Here is a 24,107-nt window from a genome sequence, read left to right on the forward strand (position 1 = left end):
ATTATGTTTATCAATATAAGTGATAGTAAGGAGGCTGCCAATAAAGGAAGCAGTAGCGGGCTGGTACATTACCTTGAAAAAGAGAACAGGTTGACTGGGAACAAGTTCCCTGAAAACTGGTTCAATGGGAACCGTTTAACTATCGATGGCTATGAGGTGATGCACATGATAGATAATAACGTTGCCAAATTAGGTAAAGCTGATGCCAAATTCTTCTTGGTTAATATCAGCCCCAGTCAAAAAGAGATCGCTTTTTTAAAAGAGCAATACGGTGATGATGGTGTTAAAGATCAGCTCAAAGGATTTGCGGTTCGGGTAATGGATGCTTATGCGCAGAACTTTAAACGCGAGAGCATAAATAGCCATGAGGATCTGATATGGTTTGCCAAACTAGAGAACTATCGCTATTATTCCTATAATGACCCGGAAGTCAAACAATGTATTAAAAAGCGTGGCGACCGTAAGGAAGGCGAACAGCTGCACGTACAAGTTATTGTAAGCCGGAAAGATGTAACCAATATGATTAAGCTTAGCCCGATGAACACATCAAGGGGAAAGAATGAGGAACATTCTAAAAAGATGGGCCAGTTTGACCGGGTGGCTTTTAAACAGTGTGGAGAAACGCTGTTTGATAAATTATTTGAGTTTGACAGGCAAATGAAAGACACAATGGCGTATGCCAATGCGCAGAAAAACGGTAGTCTGGCCGAGCGGGTGCGGATGGAAACCCAAAGTCAGAAAGAAGAAGCCGCAGATTTAAGCACCTGCCTTAGCGAGGATCAAGCCGACATGGAATTAGCAACCGGCATTCATCCATATTCTGCCACCATAGACGAGTCTTTTGAAGACTTTATCAACCCTGTCCATATAGACATAAAAGATGATGTGGATGATGAGGCTATACATGGGAGAAATCGCCACAGGAAGAGACAGACGAGGACTAATACACGATAACTAACTATTCTAGATCAGAAAAATCAAATAACTCTCTAACATCGATATTAAGCTTCTTGGCATAAGTTGCTACGTGACTTATACTTGTATTAACTTGACCGAGTTCAGTTCTGGCTATTTGACTTTGTGAAATTTCTGTGATTAACGCAAGTTGTTCTTGAGACAAACCTTTGGCCTCACGTGCCTTTTTTAGCTTTCTTCCGAACTGGTCCATAAAGTCCTGATCTTTTAAATATTTCACAGTAACAAATAGACATCTATGAATCAAAATAAATAATAGCAAATTTGCTATTGAAAAAAATACTCATTACCTTTACATCATGTAACAAATTATAGCATTAGAATTAATTTATAAATTTGAAGCATCATTTTGTAATTATTATGGTGCTCACCAGAGCCTCACGTCTACACAAGCTTAGGAACTTTAAGACACAAAGAGGAGTAAGTGAGCGTCCGGAAACCCTATATACCTGGGGGTCCGGGCCTGCTTGCGATTTGTGTCTGGTGCTATCTTCGGGTAGTATCTCCCTCGGGAGAGCCGTCCTAAGCGGTCCATTGTGTAGACGAATCAAAAAGTAGTGCCCGGCTCCTTCGGGAGTTTCGTTCTCCAATTTGGCTTGAGGTTTTGATAAAAATCAAAACGATGAAGTCACCAAACAAGCTATTACTTAAACTAAAAATCTCCTGCTCAAAGCTCGGCGGGTTGATTTTTCTTTTAGACTATTATCTTTCCTTAAAAAGCTTGTTAAAAAATATTATTTGTGCTCCCGAATAAATATCAGGACAAACGGCAACCTAAGATCAGCTTAATAGTTAATAGCAATTTCAGGTTGCCATTTCCCTTTTTATAGTCTTATCTGACTAATCTTTTTAATCAACTCAACTAAAGAAATTTCATGAAAAAAACTATACTTTTTATAGTGCTGGCCACGCTTTGCTTTTTTTTCCGGGCGAAGGCGCAGTCTACAGTAAAGCTTACCGGAAGCGTAATAGATTCTTCTACCAATAAAGCGCTATACGGCGCAACTGTTTATATCAAATCAAGCGGAATAAAAACATCAACCAATAAAGACGGGAAATTTACCCTTATATCAAATGTGTCCAAAGGGGCTTTAATAATTACTTACCTGGGATATAAAACCTTAAAGGTTCCCTTTAATTCGATTAATAACGCCCCCTTAGAAGTCATTCTTTCAACGAACCTGGGCGTTCTTAATGAGGTCAGTATTGTTTCAACAGGTTATCAATCTCTGCCCAAAGAACAGGCTACCGGGTCATTTGACCAGATTGATAATAAATTATTAAACCGAAGCGTAAGCACCAGTATTTTAGATCGGTTAAATGGTGTTACCAGCGGGCTTATTTTTAATAGCAATAGTAACAATTACAGCAATCAATCTGCGATTACCATCCGTGGCAACAGTACAATAAGTGCAAACCCCAACCCTTTAATTGTAGTAGACAATTTCCCTTACGACGGCGATCTTTCTTCTATTAATCCAAATGATGTAGAATCGATCACCGTACTGAAAGATGCGGCTGCAGCCGCGATATGGGGGGCATTTTCCGGCAATGGTGTTATTGTTATCACTACAAAAAAAGGCAAATATAACCAAGGGCCTAAAGTGGAGTTCAATAGTAATATAACAGTATCTGCTAAACCCAATCTTTTCTATGCACCGAGATTAAGTTCTGCGCATTATATCGGTGTAGAAGGATATTTATTTGCACAGGGTAATTACGATTATAATCTGACCAGCACCGCTTATCCGGGCGTATCGCCTATTGTTGATATGCTTGACCAAAGAAGAAGGGGGTTAATATCGGCGGCGGATTCAGCGAAAATAGTTAATCAATATAAAGGGCAGGATACCCGGAACGACGAGTCGAAATACCTATATCGTAAAGCAGTCGATCAGCAATATAATTTCAACATTTCAGGTGGCAGTAACAACAACATTTATTATTTCAGCGCAGGTTTTGATAAAGATTTGACAAATGTTACCCGCAATGATTTTAACAGGATCAGCATTAGCGGATCGAACACTTATACCTTTTTAAATAAGAAATTAGAATTAGCCACCGCGATTTATTACAACAAGAATATAACCTACAATAACGGCATAACGAATATTGGTTCACCGTATCCTTATTTACAACTAAAGAATGCGAACGGGAATGCAGCTGCCCCTTATGAATATCGGCAAGAGTACATCGATACTGTAGGGCATGGAAATTTACTGGATTGGAATTACCGCCCGCTGGACGAGTTGGCCTTAAATAATAACACGGCCACGTTAAACGAATACCGTATTAATGCCAGTTTACGGTATCATATTATAGCCGGATTGAATGCATCCCTTCAATACCAGTTTGATCAGGGAAATTCCGACCAGGAGAATTTGTATGATGCCAATAGTTTTTATGCTAGGGATTATATCAACCAGTTTACGCAGTATGATCCGACTACTGATACTTACGCCAGGTCTGTCCCTTTAGGCGCGATATTGGATAAGGCCATTCAAACCACCACCTCACAGGATTTCAGGGGACAGTTAAACTATACGCACACATGGAATGAAGTTCACAACCTGTCTGCATTAGCAGGATATGAAGTCCGGGATTTAAATACAGATTATGCCACCAGCCGCTTATATGGTTACAGTGACTTAGGTTCAAGTTCATCGATGGATTACAGTACTTATTATGCATTAATGCCAAGCGGTAATGTGAATTCAATTTTTTCTAATATAGCTCAATTAGGTACGACCAATAGGTTTCTATCCTATTTTTCAAACATGGCCTATACCTTTAAAGATCGCTATATACTGTCTGCAAGTGCAAGAAAAGATGAGTCAAATCTGTTTGGTGTCGCAACAAATCAAAAAGGTATTCCCTTATGGTCAGTCGGCGGCAGTTGGGAAGCTAACAAAGAACCTTTTTATCACATTAGCTGGCTTCCTTATCTTCGGTTGAGGCTTACAAATGGTTACCAAGGCAATGTGGATAATGCTCTTTCTTCTTTAACTACAGCAGAAGCAGGAGCCAACAATATCTATAATGCGCCTTACAATATCCTACTAAATCCACCGAATCCAAGCCTGAGATGGGAAAGGGTTAATACCACGAACTTCGGCGCGGACTTTACCGTCAAGAAATTTCTAAGCGGAAGCATCGATTATTATGTAAAAAGAGCCACTGATCTGATTGGAACAAGTTTAGTAGATCCTACAACCGGTGTATCCAAATTCACGGGCAATTCTGCAGACATGACTGGCAGAGGCGTAGATGTTGTACTCAATTCTACCAACATCAATGGCAATTTTAAATGGCATACCACACTTCTTTTTAGTCTTACCAAAGATAAGATCACTAAATACTTACTCAAGCCAACGACAGTGGCTGACGAAATCAGCCTGACAAATCCTATTGTAGGGAACCCCTTGTATTCATTATATGCATTTAAATGGGGCGGATTAGATAATGTAGGCGATCCGCAGGTTTATTTAGAGGGAAAATTAAGTAAGGATTACGGCGGTATTTATAATTCCACCAATTTATCTAGCCTCGAATATGTAGGGTCTGCAACTCCTACCAAGTATGGGAGTTTACGGAACGATTTTTCATGGAAGCAATTTTCGCTGTCCGTAAATATTACCTATAAACTGGGGTATTATTTCAGGCGGCCTTCCATTAACTATTTCCAATTATTTTCAGGTTCCGCCTATATGCCCGATGCAGATTTTGCTAATCGCTGGCAAAAGCCAGGTGATCAATTCAGGACCAATATACCTGCTATGATATATCCTGACAATCCTTTAAGGGATCAGGTTTATCAGTACTCAAATATTTTGATAGATAATGCGGATAACATCAGGTTGAAGGATGTCAGTTTAGGTTATGATATTAATAAGAAGCAATTCCCAAAATTGCCTTTTTCAAACATCAGGATTTACGCCTATATCAATAATATAGGGATACTTTGGAAAGCTAATAAAGAGGGTATAGACCCGGATTATCTTCCAAATGGCAGCGGCAATATATATCCTAACCCAAGGACATATTCATTAGGATTAAAAGTAGGATTTTAATAATTAAACGGATTAAAGATGAAAACCAAAATATATATAAATGCAATGCTGTTTTTATGCAGCCTGTTTTTGATTACCAGTTGTAAAAAGGACTTCCTGGATAAAAAGCCAGCTACAAATTTGGACGTGCCTACTTCATTAAACGATTTGCAATTACTGTTAGACAACACCATTTCTATTCATGAAAGCCCTTCTTTGGGCGAGGTCTCATCAGATGATTACTATATGACATACAATAGCTGGTATAATGAATTTGCCCCCTATTTCTCCAATAGTTATGTCTGGGCGAAGGAAATTTTCGCAGGTAAAGGGAATATCTCAGACTGGGATATGCCCTATACCCAGGTATTGTACACCAACGTTGTATTGCAGCAACTTAATGGCATCAGTCGAAATGGATCAAATAGCGCTACTTATGACAATATAAAAGGAAGCGCCTTATTTATGCGATCCTGGATGTTTTTCGACCTGGCGCAGGTGTACGCACTACCTTATGATAGCGTAACCTTTAATACGGAATTGGGCATACCGTTGCGGTTGACAGCGGATATCAATGCGCCAACCATCAGGCCCACTGTTAAACAGACCTATGATCAGATTCTATCAGATGTCATACAGGCAAGGTCTTTATTGACCAATAATACCTCACCAATCTATCAAAACAGGCCATCAAAAACGGCTGTGTTCGGATTCCTGTCCCGTGTCTATTTAACCATGCGGAATTATTCAAAAGCAGGCTTATATGCAGATAGTGCTTTACAACTGCAAAATACATTGATAGATTATAACACGGTAGATGCCACGGCCCGCCTTCCATTTAATTCAACGAACAGCGAAACTGTTTATCAAAATTTATTGATATCAGCAGATCCTACATCGTATCTTAAATCATCACAGGGATATTCAATAGACACCTTATTATACCAATCCTATAACATCAATGATTTGAGGAAGGTGGTTTATTTTGCACAAAATGGGATATACATCAATAAGAAACGTGGATATTCAGGACAAAGCCTGTTTTCAAATGGAATTATCACCGATGAACTTTATTTGACAAGAGCAGAGTGCTTTGCACGGGCAAATAATACCTCCAGAGCATTGGGCGATCTGAACACGCTGCTGGTGACCCGATGGAAAACCGGCACCTATATTCCAAAAGCGAATCTCCAGGGGACTGCACTCTTGGATACCATTTTAAAAGAGCGGAGAAAGGAATTGGTGCTGCGTGGTTTACGATGGAATGATATCCGGCGCTTGAATAAGGAAGGATATAACATCACCCTGACCCGCAATTTAAACGGAACAACTTATACGCTACCGCCAAATGATCGGCGTTACGCGTTACCCATTCCGCCTGATGTAATAACCTTTTCTGGCATTCAACAAAACGATAGATAATTAAAAACCCGATTATGAAACTTCACAATATAATTCAATACGTATTCATTATATGCTTAACATTCAGTTGTCTCCATTCAAATTCAAGCTACTGTTTACCAGCAAATCCATCTTCAAAAAGGATAAAGCCCCAACAAATGAAGATTGGTAATAGGACCAATGATACATTAATGCTGGATTACACCTTTAAAGATACATCTGACAGAGCTGTAAGACTCTCGGACTTTAGAGGGAAATATGTCCTGGTAGATTTATGGTATTCAGGATGCGGATTTTGTATTTATGCGAACAAAGCATTAAGGATTGTTCATGAAAAGATGAAAAACGAAAACATCATATTTCTAAGTATTTCCGTTGACGTTAACAAAGACAAATGGATAGCAAGCATTACTAATAATGCTATACCATCTAAATCGAATCCATGGGCTGGAAAATACTGGCCCGCACCCGGCACTATATGCCTTTATACAGGGGGCAGTGGTTTTAATAACGATTTTCTGAAAAAGTATAATCCTGGGAATAGTTACCCCAAATTGCTATTTATAGATCCTTCCGGAAAGTTAATATCAGACCATCTACCAAGACCTGACTATTCAGGTAACGATCAACCGGAAAAGTTGATTGAGTTTATCAAGGGCTATTTAAAGAATGGTAAATAATGCTAAAGACAATTTGAAAATGTAGGATGACGTTTAATCATCCTACATTAATTACATTATTAATTATCAATCGTCCCTTCAGTTGCCTGCTCAAATTTCCCACTTACAAGATTGTAGGTACAAATATTTGTACTTTGATTACAGCTTGGCGAACCAGAAACTGTAGAATAGTGCGACGAGTTTTGGTCAGCTGGAAGACCACCGGTAGAACTCCATGGTTGTTCACCCGCGTTGTAATAATAAGTAGTTAAACGTGTATTAGTTTTGGCATTTGTAAATGCACTGAAACTGATTGCCATAGCACCTACCATGAGGCCTAAGACAAGTTTATGTAAGTTTTTCATTTGATATTATTTAAGTTAATCTTTTGTTTTTAGTAAGCGGAGTGCACATACGGCAAGCGCAATAAATGTAAGATTGAACCATACATGCTGTGTCCAGCTTAATTTTTCGATGACACCACCACAATGGCATGGAAGCTTACTCGCCCATAACAGCACACTTAAAATATAAACCGTAAATAGTATCATTAGGCCTAAAAAGCTGTAAAGGCCCAATTTTAGAGTTCGCGGAATGATCAGTAAAATAGCTATTAAAATCTCTGCTAAGGGAACAAGCCAGGAAATATAAAACGCAAAGCGGCCAATAACTTCGACATGGTATAAACCATTTAGAAATCTGCCATGGTCCATAAGCTTTGCACAGGCGGTATATAAAAATAAAAATATGCAGAGCGAGCAGATAGCCAAAATTAATCGGTCCTTCCCCTTATTGGTAAGCCGGAACCGTTGCTTTTTACTGATAATGCTGTCCATAACCAAAATATTGTGTTTTTCATCGATGTATTTTGGCCTTTCTTTCAGGTTTGAGGCTACCTTAAAAATCTGTACCTGCTACAGGTTTGGATTTTCATTTGAACAATTATGTTTGGCGTAACCCGGAAACAAAGCAAACTTGCGATGATGAACAATTCGGTTAACAATTCTCTTTTGGGCGTAAATACAGCTAAAGGAAGTCATTTCGGTCATTGTGTAAAATCTTACTGATGCCGTCATGCAAGCCATGAAGAAGCGGATACAAAGCGTTGCCATAGCGGCCAGCATTGCCTTTGAAGTAAATTCCTCCGCAATGTCCCTGATCCTTTCTGCATCCAACGTCTTCATCTGCTTACCTTTCTTTTTCCTGTTAATTAATAAAACGGCTACCAACCGGGGTGCCACCTGCCCTTTTTGCTGATTAGGACTTATCGCCGTCCGCGCGTTCCCTGCATCCGACCCGGAGTTCAACTCACCAGTACCGTCCGGTTTTTACATGAATGACAGCTATAGGCCTAGGGACTGTCATTTTAGTTCTGAATGCTTCAACGCCCGGAAAGGGCGGTATGAAAATCGGTACTCCCTATGTTTTAAAACAACAGCCATTCGTCTGTTGCTCTGGTTTAAAATTCTGGATGTGTTATATTGATATGATGTTATCGAAGGTAGATAAGGCTGGAAATTATAGCTGTCCTGTTGAAAACACTTTGAAGTAGTTTGGGGGACATTTGGGTGTCGTTTGGACTACAATTTAATGTCGGCTACACGACAGAAAATTTCTTGGATTTATCTATAGAAGGTGACCCGAAGAGATAATTGCATTAACTATTTTTAGCATTGTCGGCCCGGAATTTCGCATAGGCGCTGCTAAACGTTGTCCTGCTCATATCGAGATAACTGGCAATATGGTCATTATTGATTCTGGTAGCTATGCCGGGATTATCTGCTAAGAATATCCTTACCCTTTCTTCCACGCTTGACTTTAAGAGGTGTTGATAGGCAGAATGCTGTTTTTCTCTTTCAGCCAGGAAATACAAAAAGGTAGGATACATGGTTTGAAATCCAGCCAATATTAATTTCAGGTTTGCGTAACTAAGCGTTATCAATGTTCCGCTTTCCAGCATCTGGATGTTATCTGTCTGCCTTGAACCATACAGGTAAGCGTTTGTATCGATCAAGACATCATCTTTTTTGGTAATCCGGGTAACAATAAATTTATCAGCTGTAGCATCATAATAGTAACAACGGGCGATACCGCTTTCAAAATAGATCAGGTGTCCGTCTTCGGCTTCCCCACTTTCTGCTATATACTGATCTTTTACTGCCGTTATAATATTGCTTTTCTCAATAATAGCAATTTCTAACTCAGCTGGAACGGAGCCATTAAGTTTGATAAACACGGGGAGAATCTTCCTGCGGAATATGCTCTTGATCCTTTCCTGTTTATCTATGTTCATAATTAAAGCAGCTACGTCTATTTTAAATTAATTCTCAATTAGTATGTTCGTTAACTATCGCATTAAAGTTGTTTTGCCGACAAAGGCATTATCAAGCCGATAGGTTACAATCGCACATGTCGTTTAATACAAAATAAGTGGACAAAAAGCACAATAAGTGTGACATTCCGTATTAAATTAACACGATTACCGTATTAAAAATCCAAGAATTGTCAACTAATCTGTTAATAAATGTTAATTTCCATCCTTATTTACCAACAAATTTTAAGTTTTTGCAGTTAGCAAAACAGTAGTAAAAGGGTAGCAGCATTTTGGAGAAAATTTTAAGATTTTCTCCTTTTTTATCTCCATTATTCATTGAAAAGCTCGGGAAAAAGTAAAACTGAATGTTTAATTATTGGGTTTTACAGAAAATCGACATAAAAAAGTACTACCCTAATACACCCCTAATTTCCCAGAATATTTTAGGCCACATTTTTTTGTTTACACCTATAAATCTCGGCGGCTTAGCCGGGATATGCTAAAAGCGTATCGAATAATTTAAAACCGTAGCTAATAGGATTTGTCACTGGGATAACTTGTCAAAGGCGCTACGGCAGACAGCTCATTGCACCACGTGTTATCACACTACGTTCATTCGCTGTCAGCCTTCGCGCCCGCGCAGCAAAACTGAAAGTCGCTGTGCTCCTAACAGATTTGCTTTCGGCCATTCCTAAAAACGGTCTGTATTCACTAGTACAGCAAAGATAGCCCACACCGGAATAACATGTCAAGGGTACACAAGCGGGCCGTTTTGTCCGCTTTTCAGCGGCTAGCCGTATTCTGTCCTTCCAAAGGCACAGCCACATTCGCAAAATTAGCACCGCGGCAAAATTGTCAAAGGTTCATAACAATGCAGACGTGTTTGTTTTTTTATTGGATTGCACTGCCCTTGACAGTTTTGCTGCTTCCGGTTATTTATGCAAAAGGTTATTAAAATGGACAATAGCTTATATAAAAGAAAGGCTGGAAACTTCTAAGAGCAGTAAGCCAGGAAGAGGCAAAGATTCATTCAAATATTTAGGATTATTATTACTTTTATTTATCGCTGGCCTTGCTTTGTTACAATATAATCCTAAAACAGGGTTTGTTTTTCTACAAAAATTGAAGAAATCTGCCCTTATTCTATGACATGCTAAAAAGAAATGGAAAAGCAGGACGCGATTACGGCAGCTCAAACACAGGCGGGGCAAGCAGATAAGTAGCAGAAATTGGCAAAGGGTAACTTGGAAAAAATGAAGTGCTGGTAGGGCGTGATCTTAGATTGATATTAAGGAAGGAAGTAGCATTGAAATTGGCTCCCCTTTTTTATGGTAAAGCCTATAAACGACGACTATTTACTTTTCAAAAATTCGTTCCTTTCTTTCTCAGCTTGAAGTAAACGCTCGTACAGTTTTCTATTTTCTTCTATGACTTCCATTAGTTTGTCTAATGGGTTGAAAGTGCAATTACTAGCATGAAAAGTTCCATTACTATTACTGAAACTATTATCATTAAAAGTATTAAAATAATTAACCACAGCTTCTTCGCTAAAGTTTTGGATAGCTTCAGAAGTTACCCCTAAAACCAAGGCGATTTTTTCTAAAATATCATCCTCTAAAACATCGCTCTGTTCCATGCGGGAAATGGATTGCTGGCTAACCCCTAATTCAGAGGCCAATGTTTCCTGCTTAATACCCCGAAGTTCGCGAATACGGCTGATTTTACGCCCTATATGGTTAGTGGATGGTTTAGCTGTTGTTTCCATATCTCAAATATACAAAGTTTTCCTGTCGGTAAAAATAACCAAATAACGGGTAAAATACCCATGATTTGGGTTTTGTACACAGCATAATTGGTGGAAATTTGATTGAAAAATAAAGTCAATACGTCATGGAAGTAATCATCAACAATATCAATATTTATCATATCAACGATAATCGTTATCATATAAATAACCGGCATAACAGCAGCGGAAATACTTTTAAGCCACCCTAAACTGGAAGAAGGGAATCTAAGCGATTTTACCACCCATATTATAGTCAATGATGACAAAACGATCCTTTCACTAAAGAGTCAGAGCAACGCCCTATACAAATCAGGGAGGAGTTAAAAGAGTTAATAGACAAGCTTCACTGCGAAAACAAATGAACTTATGGAAAGAAAGAATGTAAACCCGATAGCTTCCCAATGACTAATTTAAAAACCGATTAAATGACTCCTGACGAATTGCTTACAAAAAGGGACTTGCAAAAATTCAAACAAGAATTATTCGAATTTCTTAAGCCGGTTAAGGAATCGCAAGGCCTGCAGCAGCAGAAATGGTTACGAAGCAAGGATGTACGAAAGCTGCTTAACATTTCAACCGGCACTTTACAAAACCTGCGTATAAACGGCATGCTTAGTTACCGTAAAGCAGGCAGCATCTTCTTTTATAAGACTGAGGATATTGATAAAATGTTGGCCAACCCTGAAAAAAAAAATCTGAAGAGGAATCCTTAATACCTGCCAGATCGCAAACATTCAAGGTGTTATTTTTTCTTAAAGCGCCAAAAGTTAAAAAAAGTGATTTAATTCCGATCTATATCAGGATTACGGTTAATGGTAAACGGGAGGAATGGTCCACTGGGCGAAGATGTGCGCATGTAGATTGGGAACGCAATAACGGTAGAATGAAAGGTAATAAAGAGAATGCGCGTTCGGTAAATAGTTGGCTGGATACCCTTAATGCTAGGGCATTCGCTGCCAGGCAGGATTTATTCCTGTCAGGAAAAGATTTTGGACCAATTCATATCCGCAAAATGATGCAGGGTGAAGAATTGGAACCGCCTAAGATGCTTTCCGATATTTGGACTTATCACACAGACCAGATTGCCGGGTTGATCGGAAAGGATTACACAGCCGGTACGTTGCAAAAGTATAAAGCGGCATTTCGAATATTAAAACGCTTCATCCTGCTGCGCACTCAAAGTGACGATATTCGGTTGGACAAGATCGACTACCGTTTCGTGAGAGATTTTGACTATTACCTTAAAACGGATTACGGTGTGAAGATCAATACAGCCGTGCAAATCGTTAAAAAATTGCGGACAATGATAAAGATCGCAATCGAGGTCGGTTGGGCTAAGCAAGATCCGTTTATTGCTTATCGTGCCAAAACCGAAGAAGTATTCCGGGAGTTCCTGACCAGTGACGAACTTCAACAACTCGCGGAGAAAAAATTGTCTCGCAAGCGTTTACATATTGCAAGAGATCTGTTTTTGTTTAGCTGTTATACCGGACTATCGTATGCAGACACGGCAAAGTTGACAACAGCGGATATTGTCAAAGGGGAAGATGGAGGTATTTGGATACAAACCCACCGGGTAAAGAATAACAACCGGGTACGTGTCCCGCTTTTAAGCCCCGCGTTAAGGTTAATGGATCACTATAAGGATTATCCGCGGATATTGGATGAAGATTTCATTTTACCAAAAATGAGTAACCAGAAGGCTAATGCCTACTTAAAGGAAATTACCAAGGCGCTTGGCTGGAGTAAATACCTGACCTTTCATTGCGCCCGGCATACATTTGCTACTACAGTCACCCTAACCAATGGTGTTCCTATTGAAACGGTTGGTCAAATGTTGGGGCATAAGAATATCCGGTCTACGCAAATTTATGCGAGGGTAACGGATACAAAAGTCAGCCGCGATATGCGGAAGCTCAAAAAGCTATATCAAGGCCAGCCGCTTTATTTATCAGATGACTTCGGATAAGAATTTTAGACAAGCTGGCTGGTACTTTATTATTTATTACTAAACTTTAAATTTAAAAACAATGATTAATCAAACATGCAAAAAATGCATAGTGCTTTTTATCGATGGTCCGGTATCTTATTTTATTGAACTTTTAACTTCTTCAATATGAAACACCTCATTATAGGAGACCTTCATGGTAAAGATATCTGGGAGGAAGTTGACATAAGTAGTTATGATAAAGTAGTTTTTGTAGGAGATTACGTCGATCACTGGACATTACCGGACAGATTCATTTATCAAAATCTGCAAAACGTTATTGAACTTAAACGCGAAAACTTTGAAAAGGTCGAATTGCTGCTCGGTAATCATGATGTTCAATATCTTCATTACCCGCATTATCTATGTTCGGGATTTCGTCCAACTATGCAGCGTTCTCTTAGTTTTCTGTTTAATGAGAATCGTGATCTCTTTAAGGTGGCTTATCAGCGGGAAAACTTTATCATATCCCATGCAGGTATAACTAATAAATGGTACAAAGATTTTAAAGAGCTTCGGTTAGTTCAGCAAATAGCGGATGAACATGACACAGTTGCAGACTTAATTAATAAGGCCGAAAACACGTCACAACGATGGATACTTCACCAGGCAGGTAGTAGCCGTGGTGGTGAAGGTCCCGGTGGTATCACCTGGGCAGACCGGAAAGAATTGATCGCAGATATGCTGAACGGTTATCATCAAATTGTTGGTCATACGGTAATTCCTAAGCCGGAATTTGTACAGGAAATAGGTAAGTCATCAACGTTCATCGACGTACTCGATACCATGACTTATTTTCATGAGATTGATATCTGAAGAGTTTAATTATATGCAATTACATATAAATATGTTTGATTTTGCCGTTTTATACGTAATTGCATATAATTCATGAAAACCTCAGCCAAGTTTGTAAAAGAAAAGCGCCGAAATGTGAACATTACTCAGAAACAATTAGCTGAGAAATCGGGCGTTGGCCTTACCGTAATTAGAAAGATCGAGCAGGGAAAAGGAAATTTGAGTTTGGAGAAAGTAAATCAGGTGCTACGTATGTTCGGCCATGAATTAGCGCCCGTAAACAGCCGGGATCTTGTTGATTAAAAAAATTTTCCTTAATTGTAAACAAAAGTAGTGCAAAGCATATATGCTTTGCACAGCGAAATTAATTGTTTTATTTCATATTTTACAAATCTCTCACGAGCAAAAGAATACATTATTACATAGAAAATGATTAATTTTAATAAGATAATCGGTTTATTTCCGATTATCTTATTAATTTTTTACATTTGATCATGGATATTTATCAAACCATAGGAAATTATTCAAAGCAGCCGATAACACACCAACTGTTAATGTCCTGGCTAAAAGATTATAAGCGTCCGAATGATAAGATCAATTCTTTAAAATCAGAAGGTGTTTTAGCATCGGTAAAAAAGGGAATTTATATCGCTGGTCCTAAATCCTATCCCGGACGACCTGAAAATGCCTTGCTTGCAAACCACCTCCTTGGGCCCAGTTATCTATCCGTGGAATCAGCTTTGTCTTTTCACGGAATAATACCAGAACGCGTATATGCGATTTCATCGATGACGACAAAAGCGTCACGGGATTTTAAAACCTCTTTAGGACTGTTTACTTACATTCATCTGCCTTTACCCTACTATGCGTTTGGTATAAATATGGTTAAACTCACAAGTGAACAATACGCAATGATAGCCAGCCCTGAAAAAGCGATATGTGATAAGATCATTAGTACATCCGGACTGATTTTAAGGAGCGCGACCAGTGCTGGAAACTACCTGATCGATAATCTAAGAATAGACGAAGAAATACTTAAAGGGCTAAATACTCAAATGATAAACGAGTGGTTGCCTGATGCCCCAAAAAAGGAAAGTTTGCAAATGATTGTTAAAATGATCGAAAGTTTATGATAAAAGAATGGTTAGAAACATACCATCCTGCCAGCCAGGAGGAAGCTAAAGATGCCTTGCGGGAAATTATGCAGGAAATCGCGTTAGCCGGTTTGTATCGTGCCGGGTTCTTTGAAAAGGCAGCATTTTATGGTGGCACAGCTTTAAGGATATTTTACGGATTAGATCGATTCTCTGAAGACCTTGATTTTTCCCTCTTAGAAGTTGAACCTGAATTTTCTCTAAATAAATATCAGGACGCTATTGTTCAGGAGTTTGATGCTTTGGGTATGCATGTATCCATACGAGAAAAGCAGAAAACGAATCTAACCAACATCGATTCTGCTTTTTTGAAATCAGAAACCATCTGGAGGGAACTTATCCTTGAAGGGATTATTCCTCAAAATGGCATGGAACAAGTCGCCAATGTTAAAATCAAAATAGAGGTGGACAGAGAGCCCCCATTAGGTTTTGAAACAGAAGATAAACTTTTATTAAAGCCATTTTCATTTTATGTAAAATGCTTGACCTTGCCTAATTTATTTGCCGGTAAAATGCATGCTTTACTTTTTCGGAAATGGGGTGAAAATGTAAAGGGACGGGATTGGTACGATATGGAATGGTACATTAAAAAGGGTACATCTCTTAATCTAAATCATTTCCTGATTCGTGCAATAGATAGCGGAGATTGGCATAAAGAAACAATTACCGAAACCGAATTTCGTGAACTTCTTGCCAAGAAAATTGATGACGTAAAAATGAACTATGTTATTAATGACATCAAACGGTTTGTTCGGGATACGAATGCTTTGACTATCTGGTCACCTAAGTATTTTCATGATCTGGTAAGTAGCTTAAAAGTAATTTCCTAATATTACAGTAACCCGATTAGGAGGAACAGAGGAATAGTTAGAACTGTTATCAGAATTTTGAAATCACTGACCAAGGGATTCTTACCAACTGTACAGCACCGTTCCGGCAGGTAGCTTAATCGACGCCGCGGCTATCGCGCCATTTCCACTGCGCAACCAGCCTCACTATTTAATAGGCAAAACTGAAACTCACTGTCGCTCGTAACAGATTTGCCCTTGGTAAGAAAAAAATCCTCATTCACCGCAGTCGCGAAGATAGCCCATGCCGGAATCAAACGTCAAGGGTGCACAAGCGGGCCGTTGTGTCCGCTTTCAGCGGTTGGCCCGCCCTTGACATTTGATCCGGCTAAGCGCTTTTTGTTGCTTAAGCGTTGAATAAGGATTGGTCGTTCATTGAATACCTAAACCTGCTAAATTGCTACTTGCAAGATCCATGACACTAAAATAACTGTTAACTATAAACAGCCATAACTAACTCTAATACAATTATGGCTGGTTATGATTTATTATACTCAGCCACAAGTGGTCAAATTTATATAGTTGTGGCTGAGTATAAGAGCCAAGCCTGGTCTGTAACAGAGTGAGGGTAAAATTATCTGTTTTTTGTAACAGAGTGAGGGTAAATTTTAAGGCGCAAATTATTAAATATCCTCACAAATACTTATATTTGGATTAAGAAATGTAGCTGAGATCAGTTGTTTTTTAAGTTGATTAGGGAGGCTTTCATTTTTAAAATATCATTGACAAATAGACAATCAATTTTCAATAGAGCGTCATTCGTGGCGTCTTTTTTTGAAGAGATATAAAGGGCTGAAAATCAGTTAATTTTAACTAAGGTTCGAGTCCCGTCCATTCCGCCAAAAGCCTTACTGAAAAGTGAGGCTTTTTTGTTTTATAGCCTTTTTGTGGGAATCCGCACTCTTAACTTACTCTTTTAGACTTATATTTATTTGCAAGCAGGATACTTGCCGCATTTTGGGTCGAAGTTTGTAAACTTCAACCAGGGGTTGCCTACCAGGCTAATCAGGAAGCTTAACTTTTAGGGGCCAACGAAACTTCTATATGCGAGAGGTTTTTTGTTTGGGTTTCGTAAATTCTTTCCTGATCCGGCTTAAAGTTTCCCTTGATATCCCTAAATAAGAAGCCACCATATGTAAAGGCACTTTATTAAATACACGGGGATAGGTCTTTTGAAATTCAAGGTATTTTTCTTCGGCTGAACTGCTGATCAAAGAAAAAATGCGTCGCTGATTCATTTCATAACCGCGCGCTAAAAGTTTTTCGTTAAACAGCTTTAAGGCTGGAATAGTATTCATCAATGCTGTCCACGATTCTTTGGTCCATATGATGACATTACTTGCAGCCAGGGCCTCTATATTGTAATCAGATGGCGTATTATTATTATAGCTTTCCTGGTCGCTGATCCACCAGTTCTCTACACCGAATCTTAAAGTATGGTCGGTCCCATCTTTTCCGAACCTGTAAAGCCGGAAGCAACCGCTGGTGATAAAACAATTGATCTTCCATACCTCGCCGTCGTGAAGTATAGATTGCCATTTTCGCAAAGTCTTTTCTGTACTGGCCGCACGAATAACTTGCATTTCTTCATCAGAAATATCCACCCATTCCCGTAAATACTTTTCGAAAACTTCAAACATGTTCAACAAAGATAATGAATGAGGTGACTATCTCAGGCGAAATGATTTCGACCATTATGCAAGGTCTGAAGCATTTAAAAACCGTGACAAATGTCAACGTCAAATTGTGTCATATGGTATCGTTACAGCCTCGCAGGAATCCCCAGATTTGTTTCATGCAATCGGCAGTACGATTGCAACAATTAAAAAAGACAATAATTAAAAAAACAAACTAAAAGGAGGAAAACATTATGCCATTCGCACGTATCGATTTATTAAAAGGAAAACCAGCTGACTATCGCGCTACATTAGCCGACGTTGTTTATCATGGAATTGTTGATGTACTAAAGGCACCTGATGGTGACCGGTTCATCGTTATCAACGAACATTCAGCTGAAAATTTAGTTTATGACAAAAACTTTCTAGGCTTTGACCGGTCAACCGACTTTGTCTTGGTCCAGGTGACCAGCACAGTTGGTAACAACATAGATTCAAAGCTGGCCTTTTTTAAATATTTATCTGAGGAACTTAATAGCAAGTTAGGGCTTCGCCCTGATGATCTGATGATCAATATGGTTTATGTAGACCGCTCGGATTGGTCATTCGGAAATGGTGAACCATGGAACTAAACCTATAAAAGAAGTATCCGAAAAATTATTTAACAGATAAAACTTCCGTAAGAGTTACAAATTTGAGGGTTTCGAGACATCGGAACCCCTTTTTCATTCAGTGCGCTATATAAATCAAAGAGCCGATAAGAATTTTTTAACATCTTATCGGCTCTGATTTATGCTATTATCAAATGTCGTCTATTTTACGTGCTGCAAAAAATCAACAATCAATCCGGTGAGTTGTTCAGGTTGCTCCTGTTGCACCCAGTGACCCGCACCTTCAATGATGTGAAAGCTTTCCATTTTTGTACAGGCCTGGCTTTGCATCTGCTCCAATGCGCCCGGCGGACGGAATGTCGCCCAGTCAGCGATCCCTGAAATAAAACAGGAAGGCACATCTATTGTGTGACCCGAAAAAAGTTCGAGGTCAGACCTGTTTAATCCGTTGGTAGTACAACGATACCAGTTTAATCCACCCTGGAAACCGGTACGTTTAAACTCCTGCGTATAAAAATCAAGGTCGATATCCGGGAGCCATTTACAGGCGGCAATTTCATTCTGTGAGGGCATGTAGGGAGCAACTGACTCCGGCATTGTTTTATCAAGATCCAGAACATAATAAGTCGGCAGTTTGGCGAATTCTTCTGCCGTGCCCGAGGTAAGGGGAAATGGTTTATTCTGGCTCCAGTCGGCACTCTTTACATGAAAGTACGCCCGCTGAAAATTGTGCAGGCCCTGCTTGCAGTTCAGCATCTCATTATTGGCGCCGCTTGATGAGAAATAAGTGGTACTGTCCTTACGGGGTCTTGATAGTGATGCAAGGGGATCTTGAGCAGGTGCCGTCTGTTGCAGATTGGGTGCAGGATGTTCTCCAACGCCAAAAGGCAAAGGTGGCATTCCGCCGAAAGGACAACTGAGCAAAACAACTGAGCGGAAAAAATCAGGTCTAACAAGAGCGCAGTAGGCCGCTACAGTCGCACCCACATCGTGTCCAACTATAGCGTAAACAGAATCGTGCCCCATAGCCATCATCAAACCAAGGGCATCGCGGGAAAGTTCATGTGTCCTAAAAGAGGCGAAATTTCCATCATAATCGTTGTCCCACCCTGTTGTGCGGCCATAACCACGCAGATCAGGGGCAATCACATGGTAACCCGCAGCGGCCAATGGCAGCATTATTTTCCGCCAGCTGTAGGCAAGTTCCGGAAATCCGTGCAACAGCAGTACAGCAGGGCGTTTGGGTGTGTCAAAACCGGCTTCCAGTACATGCACTGTCAGGCCGTTTACTCCGTTAACATATCGCTCGCGTATGCCTGCCGGTAGTTCCATGTCCTTTAATTGATCTTTTGTTTTCATAGGATTTGTTTTTTTTCTGCTAATACTTCCAAAGGGCGAATCAAAACCGCCCCCAAAGCTTAAGCGGTACATTTTTTACCAAGTTTCTGCGTTTAACATATCGTATTTATTAAAAGACTTTTTAGTCTTATTTTGTTTATAAAAAAATGGTTTTCCTGATTCAATCATTTAAACCATATAGCTCATTTATGTTTGCTTGATCTCAAAAGCTTTCAACTCAGATTTAAGCATTTTTATGACGGTGTGCATCGGCTTAACACTATCGGTTACCCTCGAAATCAAAGTTGCCCCTTCCAGCATTACCAGTACTTTTAAACAATACTCTTCAAGGTTCAGTTTATCTGATAATTCTCCGTTTGCTATACCTTGTTTTAAAATATCAATAAAAAGTGTCATAGAGGCTTCGATCATTGCCTTTACCTTTTTTTTGACTGTTGCATTTGTGTTATCCGAGTATACACCGAAATTCAAAATAGGGCATCCGCCTTCGATAAAGGGAACCAAAGGGTTTTCACGAAGATCTATGAACGCAAACAACTTTTTAACCGCTGTTTTTTCTTTTGACATAACGGAATAAGCTTTAGCGGACATTTTACCGAAAAGAAAATCTACACTGGCGATAGAAATCGCCTCTTTGTTTTCAAAATTCCCGTATATGCCACCTTTCGCCATTTTTGTGGCCGCCAGTATATCATCTATAGTCGTTCCGGCTATTCCTTTCGAATTGAATATTGGCGCCGATTGTTCAATGATAAACTGCTTGGTTCTTTCTGCTTTTCCTTTTATGTTCATTGTTCATTTCAACGATTCAAATTTAGACTAAAAAGTCTTATTTAAAGAATAAATAAAAAAAATCAACCCAATTATGACAGAGCCTTCACGTTTATCTTAATTTTTAGACCCATATATTTATTTGCAAGCAGGATGCTTGCTGCATTTTGGGTCGAAGTTTGTAAACTTCGACCAGGGGGTGTAGTTAGTGGTTATAATTCGACTAAAAACAAGAGGGTGGATATTTCATGTGGCTATTTGTAATAACTTAGCGGTTCATTGCCTCATCAAATCAGACAATTGAGGCAAGTTATTAAAAAGAACAATTCAATCCTCAGCTGCCCTATGATGACCTTTACACGACATGTTGCTGTTTTTACGCTATTGCTACTAAGCGCAACGGTACTTAACCTCAAGGCACAAAACATATCACCTGACCAGTTGAAACAGTTAGTAGATCGTTCCATGCGCACTTTTAATGTGCCTGGAATTGCCGTGACCATTGTGAAAAACGGCCAGGTCGTTTCAGATAGAGGCTATGGAGTGCGTTCCATTACGTCAGGGGCACCTGTAGATTCCAACACGCTTTTTGGTATTGCATCTAATAGCAAGGCCTTTACGACTGCTGCCCTGGGGATACTGGTGAATGAAGGTAAGTTGCGGTGGGATGATAAATTGATTAAATATATACCTGAGTTCAAGATGTATGATGACTACGTGACTAAAGAGTTCACTGTGCGGGATCTGCTCACACACCGCAGCGGCTTGGGCCTTGGGGCAGGCGATTTGATGCACACGCCTGATTCTAATAGTTTTACAATCAAGGATATCATTTACAGCCTGCGTTTTATAAAACCGGAAACCTCGTTCCGCAGCCGTTACGCTTATGATAACATATTCTACCTGGTAAGTGCGGAACTAATTACCCGCCTAAGCGGTATGAGTTGGGGAGATTTTATTCAAGAACGTATCATGAGGCCCCTGCAAATGAGTAACAGTGGAGCTTCTTACAAACGGGTAAAGCAAACCCCGGATATTATTGATGGGCACGTAGAAATTAATGGGAGGGAGGTAACCACTTCGCCAGGAACAGACTCGGAACTGGATGCAGGGGCCGGTGGTATATATTCCAGCGCAGCAGATATGGGCCGCTGGATGCTCATGCAGCTCAATAATGGCAGGTATGGCCCTGACTTAAAACAAAAGCTTTTTAGTGAAGCTGTACATAAGGAGATGTGGACGCCGCAAGTAATCATTCCGGTCTCTAAAGGAGGCATATACAACACGCATTTCGGAGCTTACGGCCTGGGCTGGTTTTTAACCGATGTTAAAGGCTATGAGATGGTTTCCCATACCGGTGAAGATGATGGCATGATTTCCCAGGTTACATTGTTTCCGGAACTTGACTTAGGTATTACTGTGTTAAGCAATAAGGATGGTGGCGGTGCTGTGCGAGCGATCACCGATCAACTTACCGACTACTATTTAGGTATTAAAGGTATAGACCGTATACAGCAATGGGCTGATAAAGTAAAGCAGTACACCAGCAACGGCGACCGGGTAACAGATTCCGTCTTTTCAGAAGCCAAACACCGGCAGGCGCTCGCCAGCAAAAAGGAGAATTATAGCAAATACGTTGGTAAATATCGCGATCCATGGTTCGGCGATGTCTTGATTACACTAAAAAATCATCAGCTGTGGTTTAGTTCTGTACGGTCACAGCAGTTAAGAGGCTTTATGATTCCTTATAAAGCTGGCACATTTGTAGTTCGGTGGATAAATCCAGAGATCAAAGCAGATGCTTTTATGATTTTTGACCGGGAAATGGCGGGGAAAGCTACCCATATTGCGCTGAAACGTGTTTCACCGGCAAGCTCAGCTGCTTATGATTTCCAAGATTTAGACTTGAATCGTACTCAATAACTTTGACATAAAACAACATTTTAATACATTGTCATCTTAGCTTGGTCACAAAATTCGGTTCTGTTCAGCTTTTGTAAAGCATAAACAGGCCCTTGACATTTGATCCGGCTAAGCGCTTTTGTTGCTTAAGCGTTGAATAAGGATGGGGCGTTCATTGGTATATAAATTTATGATGGTACTAGCAAGAAACATAGCGCTAAAGTAACCTTCAATCATAAATCACCTACTAATTGCTTTTAAATTATACTTACGGCTGGATATACTTATTATACTCAGCCACAAGTGGTAAAATTTGCATAGCTGTGGCGGAGTATAAGAGCCAAGCTTATTCCGCAAAAGCCTTACTGAAATTGAGGCTCTTTTGTTTTATAGCCTTTTTGTGGGAATCCGCACAGTTAACTTACTTACTCTTTTTGACTTATATTTATTTGCAGGTGGAATGCCTGCTGTATTTTGGGTTGGAGTTTGTAAACTTTAACCAGGGGGTAATTATTTTAGAATTTCCATCAGCTATTATATCTTTACTGTGACATGAAATTTTCAAACTCATTACTTAGCATTGTTTTTGGTTTTGTTTTTCTTTCGGCGAATGCTCAGCTGGCATCCAGAAACGTTGGCCCTGTAACGACCGACTCAGTGACCAGGGTCATCAATATAATCGGGGAGCAATTTGTAAAAACACCCGGACATTACGCTTTATCAATCGGCCTAATTAGAAACGGAAAAGATTATAGTTATAATTTCGGAACCATCGAGTATGGCAGGCATACCCGGCCAACAAATCTTACCATTTATGAAATTGCTTCTGTTACCAAATCTTTCACCGGCATATTGCTGGCGCATGCAATTCTGGAGAAAAGAATAGGATTAAAGGACAACATCCAGCAATATCTACCGAAGCCGTTTCCAAATCTGACTTACAAAGGGATACCCATAACAATTGAAGATCTCGCCACGCACACATCAGGACTGCCAAAGTTTATTCCCGGTTTAAATAAAGATCTGTCTCCAGATCAGCTAATGAAACGCTACGAGTATTTTTCCGCAGCACAATTTTTAAATGTCTTATCGGGTATTAAACTCGACACGATTCCTGGAACGAAGTTTATTTATTCGAATGCAGACGCTCAACTTATAGGGATCATTCTAGCAAAAATTTATCATTCTACCTATGCCAACCTTTTGAAAAAGTACATCACGGGGCCACAGCAAATGAATGATACCAAACTCGAAATTAAAGGCGCGGATACGGTCCGGTTCGCGAAAGGATACAATAGTAAAGGTGAAGTTATGCCGCGGCTTGACTGGTGGAGAATGACCCCGGCCGCCGGGTATATTAAATCTGATATTTCGGATATGTTGAAATATCTACAAATGAATATGGATGAAGGGGATACCGCGATTAAGCTTGCCCATCAGTCAATATTTGATATGAATGAGGAAGGGGCACAAAGCATCGGACTGTTCTGGTTCACCAGGAAGTCGGCAGAAAAACAAAAGGTCGTCTATCATGCCGGGGGAAGCTTTGGAACCACAAGTTATTACGAGGTACACCCGGATCAACAGGAGGGCATTGTGCTACTCACCAATGATGCAGGGGCGGTTACAGAAAACGAACTCAAGATATTAGCGTCCCTGATATTGAAAACAGGAAAATAATTGTATTGGTCGGGCATACATTAATGAATATATTATAGGCGATCCACTCCCAGAAATGGAAAATGCCACTTGCAATAATGGTCTGCGATTTGATTTCACATCTTTATCGTGAAAATAAACCAATGTATTTTCGTTAATTCTTGAATAGGACCGTAAGCGAATCGAACCCCTCCGTTTTTATCGATGGCAAAAAGCCCTTA

General features: G+C 39.7%; 23 protein-coding genes. 14 read left to right on the top strand and 9 right to left on the bottom strand.

What is annotated here, in order from left to right:
* Positions 1–3 precede the first annotated feature (3 nt).
* Entirely contained in the window at positions 4–954 is a 951-nt protein-coding gene (locus JN11_RS04135) for a DUF5712 family protein (protein WP_144909912.1), read from the top strand.
* Between the two features lie 4 nt (positions 955–958).
* Here JN11_RS04135 and JN11_RS04140 read toward each other — a convergent pair whose 3' ends face one another.
* Entirely contained in the window at positions 959–1,168 is a 210-nt protein-coding gene (locus JN11_RS04140; protein ID WP_144910510.1) for a helix-turn-helix domain-containing protein, read from the bottom strand.
* A gap of 682 nt (positions 1,169–1,850) precedes the next feature.
* On the opposite strand from JN11_RS04140, the gene JN11_RS04145 reads away from it, so the two are divergent.
* From JN11_RS04145 to JN11_RS04155, 3 genes are all read left to right on the top strand, one after another.
* Positions 1,851–5,045, top strand: coding sequence for a SusC/RagA family TonB-linked outer membrane protein (locus JN11_RS04145; protein ID WP_144909914.1), 3,195 nt, complete (start codon positions 1,851–1,853; stop codon positions 5,043–5,045).
* An 18-nt stretch (positions 5,046–5,063) separates the two neighbouring features.
* Positions 5,064–6,446, top strand: coding sequence for a RagB/SusD family nutrient uptake outer membrane protein (locus JN11_RS04150; protein WP_144909916.1), 1,383 nt, complete (start codon positions 5,064–5,066; stop codon positions 6,444–6,446).
* A gap of 137 nt (positions 6,447–6,583) precedes the next feature.
* On the top strand, positions 6,584–7,105 hold the full coding sequence (locus JN11_RS04155; RefSeq protein ID WP_170227686.1) for a TlpA family protein disulfide reductase: 522 nt from the start codon (positions 6,584–6,586) through the stop codon (positions 7,103–7,105).
* A 59-nt stretch (positions 7,106–7,164) separates the two neighbouring features.
* On the opposite strand, the gene JN11_RS04160 is transcribed toward JN11_RS04155, so the two are convergent.
* The 4 genes from JN11_RS04160 to JN11_RS04175 form a co-directional block, all read right to left on the bottom strand.
* Positions 7,165–7,449, bottom strand: coding sequence for a hypothetical protein (locus JN11_RS04160; RefSeq protein WP_144909920.1), 285 nt, complete (start codon positions 7,447–7,449; stop codon positions 7,165–7,167).
* Between the two features lie 15 nt (positions 7,450–7,464).
* Entirely contained in the window at positions 7,465–7,920 is a 456-nt protein-coding gene (locus JN11_RS04165) for a MauE/DoxX family redox-associated membrane protein (protein ID WP_144909922.1), read from the bottom strand.
* 78 nt (positions 7,921–7,998) lie between these two features.
* Complete coding sequence (locus JN11_RS04170; protein WP_144909924.1) at positions 7,999–8,391, bottom strand: hypothetical protein; 393 nt, start codon at positions 8,389–8,391, stop codon at positions 7,999–8,001.
* A 350-nt stretch (positions 8,392–8,741) separates the two neighbouring features.
* Positions 8,742–9,377 carry a Crp/Fnr family transcriptional regulator gene (locus tag JN11_RS04175; RefSeq protein ID WP_144909925.1) on the bottom strand — a complete coding sequence of 212 codons (636 nt, stop codon included), beginning with the start codon at positions 9,375–9,377 and terminating at the stop codon, positions 8,742–8,744.
* A gap of 873 nt (positions 9,378–10,250) precedes the next feature.
* On the opposite strand from JN11_RS04175, the gene JN11_RS04180 reads away from it, so the two are divergent.
* Entirely contained in the window at positions 10,251–10,547 is a 297-nt protein-coding gene (locus JN11_RS04180; RefSeq protein WP_144909927.1) for a hypothetical protein, read from the top strand.
* Positions 10,548–10,749: 202 nt separating this feature from the next.
* On the opposite strand, the gene JN11_RS04185 is transcribed toward JN11_RS04180, so the two are convergent.
* On the bottom strand, positions 10,750–11,163 hold the full coding sequence (locus JN11_RS04185) for a helix-turn-helix domain-containing protein (RefSeq protein ID WP_144909929.1): 414 nt from the start codon (positions 11,161–11,163) through the stop codon (positions 10,750–10,752).
* A 446-nt stretch (positions 11,164–11,609) separates the two neighbouring features.
* Between JN11_RS04185 and JN11_RS04190 the strand changes: the two genes are divergently transcribed.
* From JN11_RS04190 to JN11_RS04215, 6 genes are all read left to right on the top strand, one after another.
* A complete protein-coding gene (locus tag JN11_RS04190; RefSeq protein ID WP_144909931.1) occupies positions 11,610–11,897 on the top strand; it encodes a helix-turn-helix domain-containing protein in 288 nt (95 codons plus the stop codon).
* A gap of 26 nt (positions 11,898–11,923) precedes the next feature.
* Positions 11,924–13,153, top strand: a complete 1,230-nt coding sequence (locus tag JN11_RS04195) for a site-specific integrase (protein WP_170227687.1) — start codon at positions 11,924–11,926, stop codon at positions 13,151–13,153.
* 147 nt (positions 13,154–13,300) lie between these two features.
* Complete coding sequence (locus JN11_RS04200; RefSeq protein WP_144909935.1) at positions 13,301–13,987, top strand: metallophosphoesterase; 687 nt, start codon at positions 13,301–13,303, stop codon at positions 13,985–13,987.
* 72 nt (positions 13,988–14,059) lie between these two features.
* Entirely contained in the window at positions 14,060–14,269 is a 210-nt protein-coding gene (locus JN11_RS04205; RefSeq protein ID WP_144909937.1) for a helix-turn-helix domain-containing protein, read from the top strand.
* Between the two features lie 191 nt (positions 14,270–14,460).
* Positions 14,461–15,099 (top strand): type IV toxin-antitoxin system AbiEi family antitoxin domain-containing protein, encoded by a 639-nt coding sequence (locus tag JN11_RS04210; RefSeq protein WP_144909939.1) that lies wholly within the window; start codon positions 14,461–14,463, stop codon positions 15,097–15,099.
* Entirely contained in the window at positions 15,096–15,950 is an 855-nt protein-coding gene (locus JN11_RS04215; RefSeq protein ID WP_144909941.1) for a nucleotidyl transferase AbiEii/AbiGii toxin family protein, read from the top strand. The genes JN11_RS04210 and JN11_RS04215 overlap by 4 nt, the downstream gene beginning before the upstream one ends.
* Before the next feature lie 1,058 nt (positions 15,951–17,008).
* Here JN11_RS04215 and JN11_RS04220 read toward each other — a convergent pair.
* Entirely contained in the window at positions 17,009–17,608 is a 600-nt protein-coding gene (locus JN11_RS04220) for a Crp/Fnr family transcriptional regulator (RefSeq protein WP_144909943.1), read from the bottom strand.
* Positions 17,609–17,838: 230 nt separating this feature from the next.
* Between JN11_RS04220 and JN11_RS04225 the strand changes: the two genes are divergently transcribed.
* Positions 17,839–18,216 (top strand): tautomerase family protein, encoded by a 378-nt coding sequence (locus JN11_RS04225; RefSeq protein WP_144909944.1) that lies wholly within the window; start codon positions 17,839–17,841, stop codon positions 18,214–18,216.
* Positions 18,217–18,396: 180 nt separating this feature from the next.
* Here the strand turns inward: JN11_RS04225 and JN11_RS04230 are convergent, their stop codons facing one another.
* Both JN11_RS04230 and JN11_RS04235 read right to left on the bottom strand, forming a co-directional pair.
* On the bottom strand, positions 18,397–19,554 hold the full coding sequence (locus tag JN11_RS04230) for an alpha/beta hydrolase (RefSeq protein ID WP_211360642.1): 1,158 nt from the start codon (positions 19,552–19,554) through the stop codon (positions 18,397–18,399).
* Between the two features lie 186 nt (positions 19,555–19,740).
* Entirely contained in the window at positions 19,741–20,346 is a 606-nt protein-coding gene (locus tag JN11_RS04235) for a TetR/AcrR family transcriptional regulator (protein ID WP_144909946.1), read from the bottom strand.
* Between the two features lie 327 nt (positions 20,347–20,673).
* Here JN11_RS04235 and JN11_RS04240 point away from each other — a divergent pair, with 327 nt between their 5' ends.
* Complete coding sequence (locus JN11_RS04240; protein ID WP_144910513.1) at positions 20,674–22,248, top strand: serine hydrolase; 1,575 nt, start codon at positions 20,674–20,676, stop codon at positions 22,246–22,248.
* Between the two features lie 531 nt (positions 22,249–22,779).
* Positions 22,780–23,907, top strand: coding sequence for a serine hydrolase domain-containing protein (locus tag JN11_RS04245; protein WP_144909948.1), 1,128 nt, complete (start codon positions 22,780–22,782; stop codon positions 23,905–23,907).
* The last annotated feature ends 200 nt before the right edge of the window (positions 23,908–24,107 follow it).

Source organism: Mucilaginibacter frigoritolerans (assembly GCF_007830615.1).
Lineage (GTDB): Bacteria > Bacteroidota > Bacteroidia > Sphingobacteriales > Sphingobacteriaceae > Mucilaginibacter > Mucilaginibacter frigoritolerans.

Bases quoted from the DNA above. Each gene is read 5' to 3' on its own strand.
- JN11_RS04135 (WP_144909912.1), top strand. From the start codon at position 4: ATGTTTATCAATATAAGTGATAGTAAGGAGGCTGCCAATAAAGGAAGC.
- JN11_RS04140 (WP_144910510.1), bottom strand. From the start codon at position 1,168: ATGGACCAGTTCGGAAGAAAGCTAAAAAAGGCACGTGAGGCCAAAGGT.
- JN11_RS04145 (WP_144909914.1), top strand. From the start codon at position 1,851: ATGAAAAAAACTATACTTTTTATAGTGCTGGCCACGCTTTGCTTTTTT.
- JN11_RS04150 (WP_144909916.1), top strand. From the start codon at position 5,064: ATGAAAACCAAAATATATATAAATGCAATGCTGTTTTTATGCAGCCTG.
- JN11_RS04155 (WP_170227686.1), top strand. From the start codon at position 6,584: ATGAAGATTGGTAATAGGACCAATGATACATTAATGCTGGATTACACC.
- JN11_RS04160 (WP_144909920.1), bottom strand. From the start codon at position 7,449: ATGAAAAACTTACATAAACTTGTCTTAGGCCTCATGGTAGGTGCTATG.
- JN11_RS04165 (WP_144909922.1), bottom strand. From the start codon at position 7,920: ATGGACAGCATTATCAGTAAAAAGCAACGGTTCCGGCTTACCAATAAG.
- JN11_RS04175 (WP_144909925.1), bottom strand. From the start codon at position 9,377: ATGAACATAGATAAACAGGAAAGGATCAAGAGCATATTCCGCAGGAAG.
- JN11_RS04185 (WP_144909929.1), bottom strand. From the start codon at position 11,163: ATGGAAACAACAGCTAAACCATCCACTAACCATATAGGGCGTAAAATC.
- JN11_RS04190 (WP_144909931.1), top strand. From the start codon at position 11,610: ATGACTCCTGACGAATTGCTTACAAAAAGGGACTTGCAAAAATTCAAA.
- JN11_RS04200 (WP_144909935.1), top strand. From the start codon at position 13,301: ATGAAACACCTCATTATAGGAGACCTTCATGGTAAAGATATCTGGGAG.
- JN11_RS04205 (WP_144909937.1), top strand. From the start codon at position 14,060: ATGAAAACCTCAGCCAAGTTTGTAAAAGAAAAGCGCCGAAATGTGAAC.
- JN11_RS04210 (WP_144909939.1), top strand. From the start codon at position 14,461: ATGGATATTTATCAAACCATAGGAAATTATTCAAAGCAGCCGATAACA.
- JN11_RS04215 (WP_144909941.1), top strand. From the start codon at position 15,096: ATGATAAAAGAATGGTTAGAAACATACCATCCTGCCAGCCAGGAGGAA.
- JN11_RS04220 (WP_144909943.1), bottom strand. From the start codon at position 17,608: ATGTTTGAAGTTTTCGAAAAGTATTTACGGGAATGGGTGGATATTTCT.
- JN11_RS04225 (WP_144909944.1), top strand. From the start codon at position 17,839: ATGCCATTCGCACGTATCGATTTATTAAAAGGAAAACCAGCTGACTAT.
- JN11_RS04230 (WP_211360642.1), bottom strand. From the start codon at position 19,554: ATGAAAACAAAAGATCAATTAAAGGACATGGAACTACCGGCAGGCATA.
- JN11_RS04235 (WP_144909946.1), bottom strand. From the start codon at position 20,346: ATGAACATAAAAGGAAAAGCAGAAAGAACCAAGCAGTTTATCATTGAA.
- JN11_RS04240 (WP_144910513.1), top strand. From the start codon at position 20,674: ATGACCTTTACACGACATGTTGCTGTTTTTACGCTATTGCTACTAAGC.
- JN11_RS04245 (WP_144909948.1), top strand. From the start codon at position 22,780: ATGAAATTTTCAAACTCATTACTTAGCATTGTTTTTGGTTTTGTTTTT.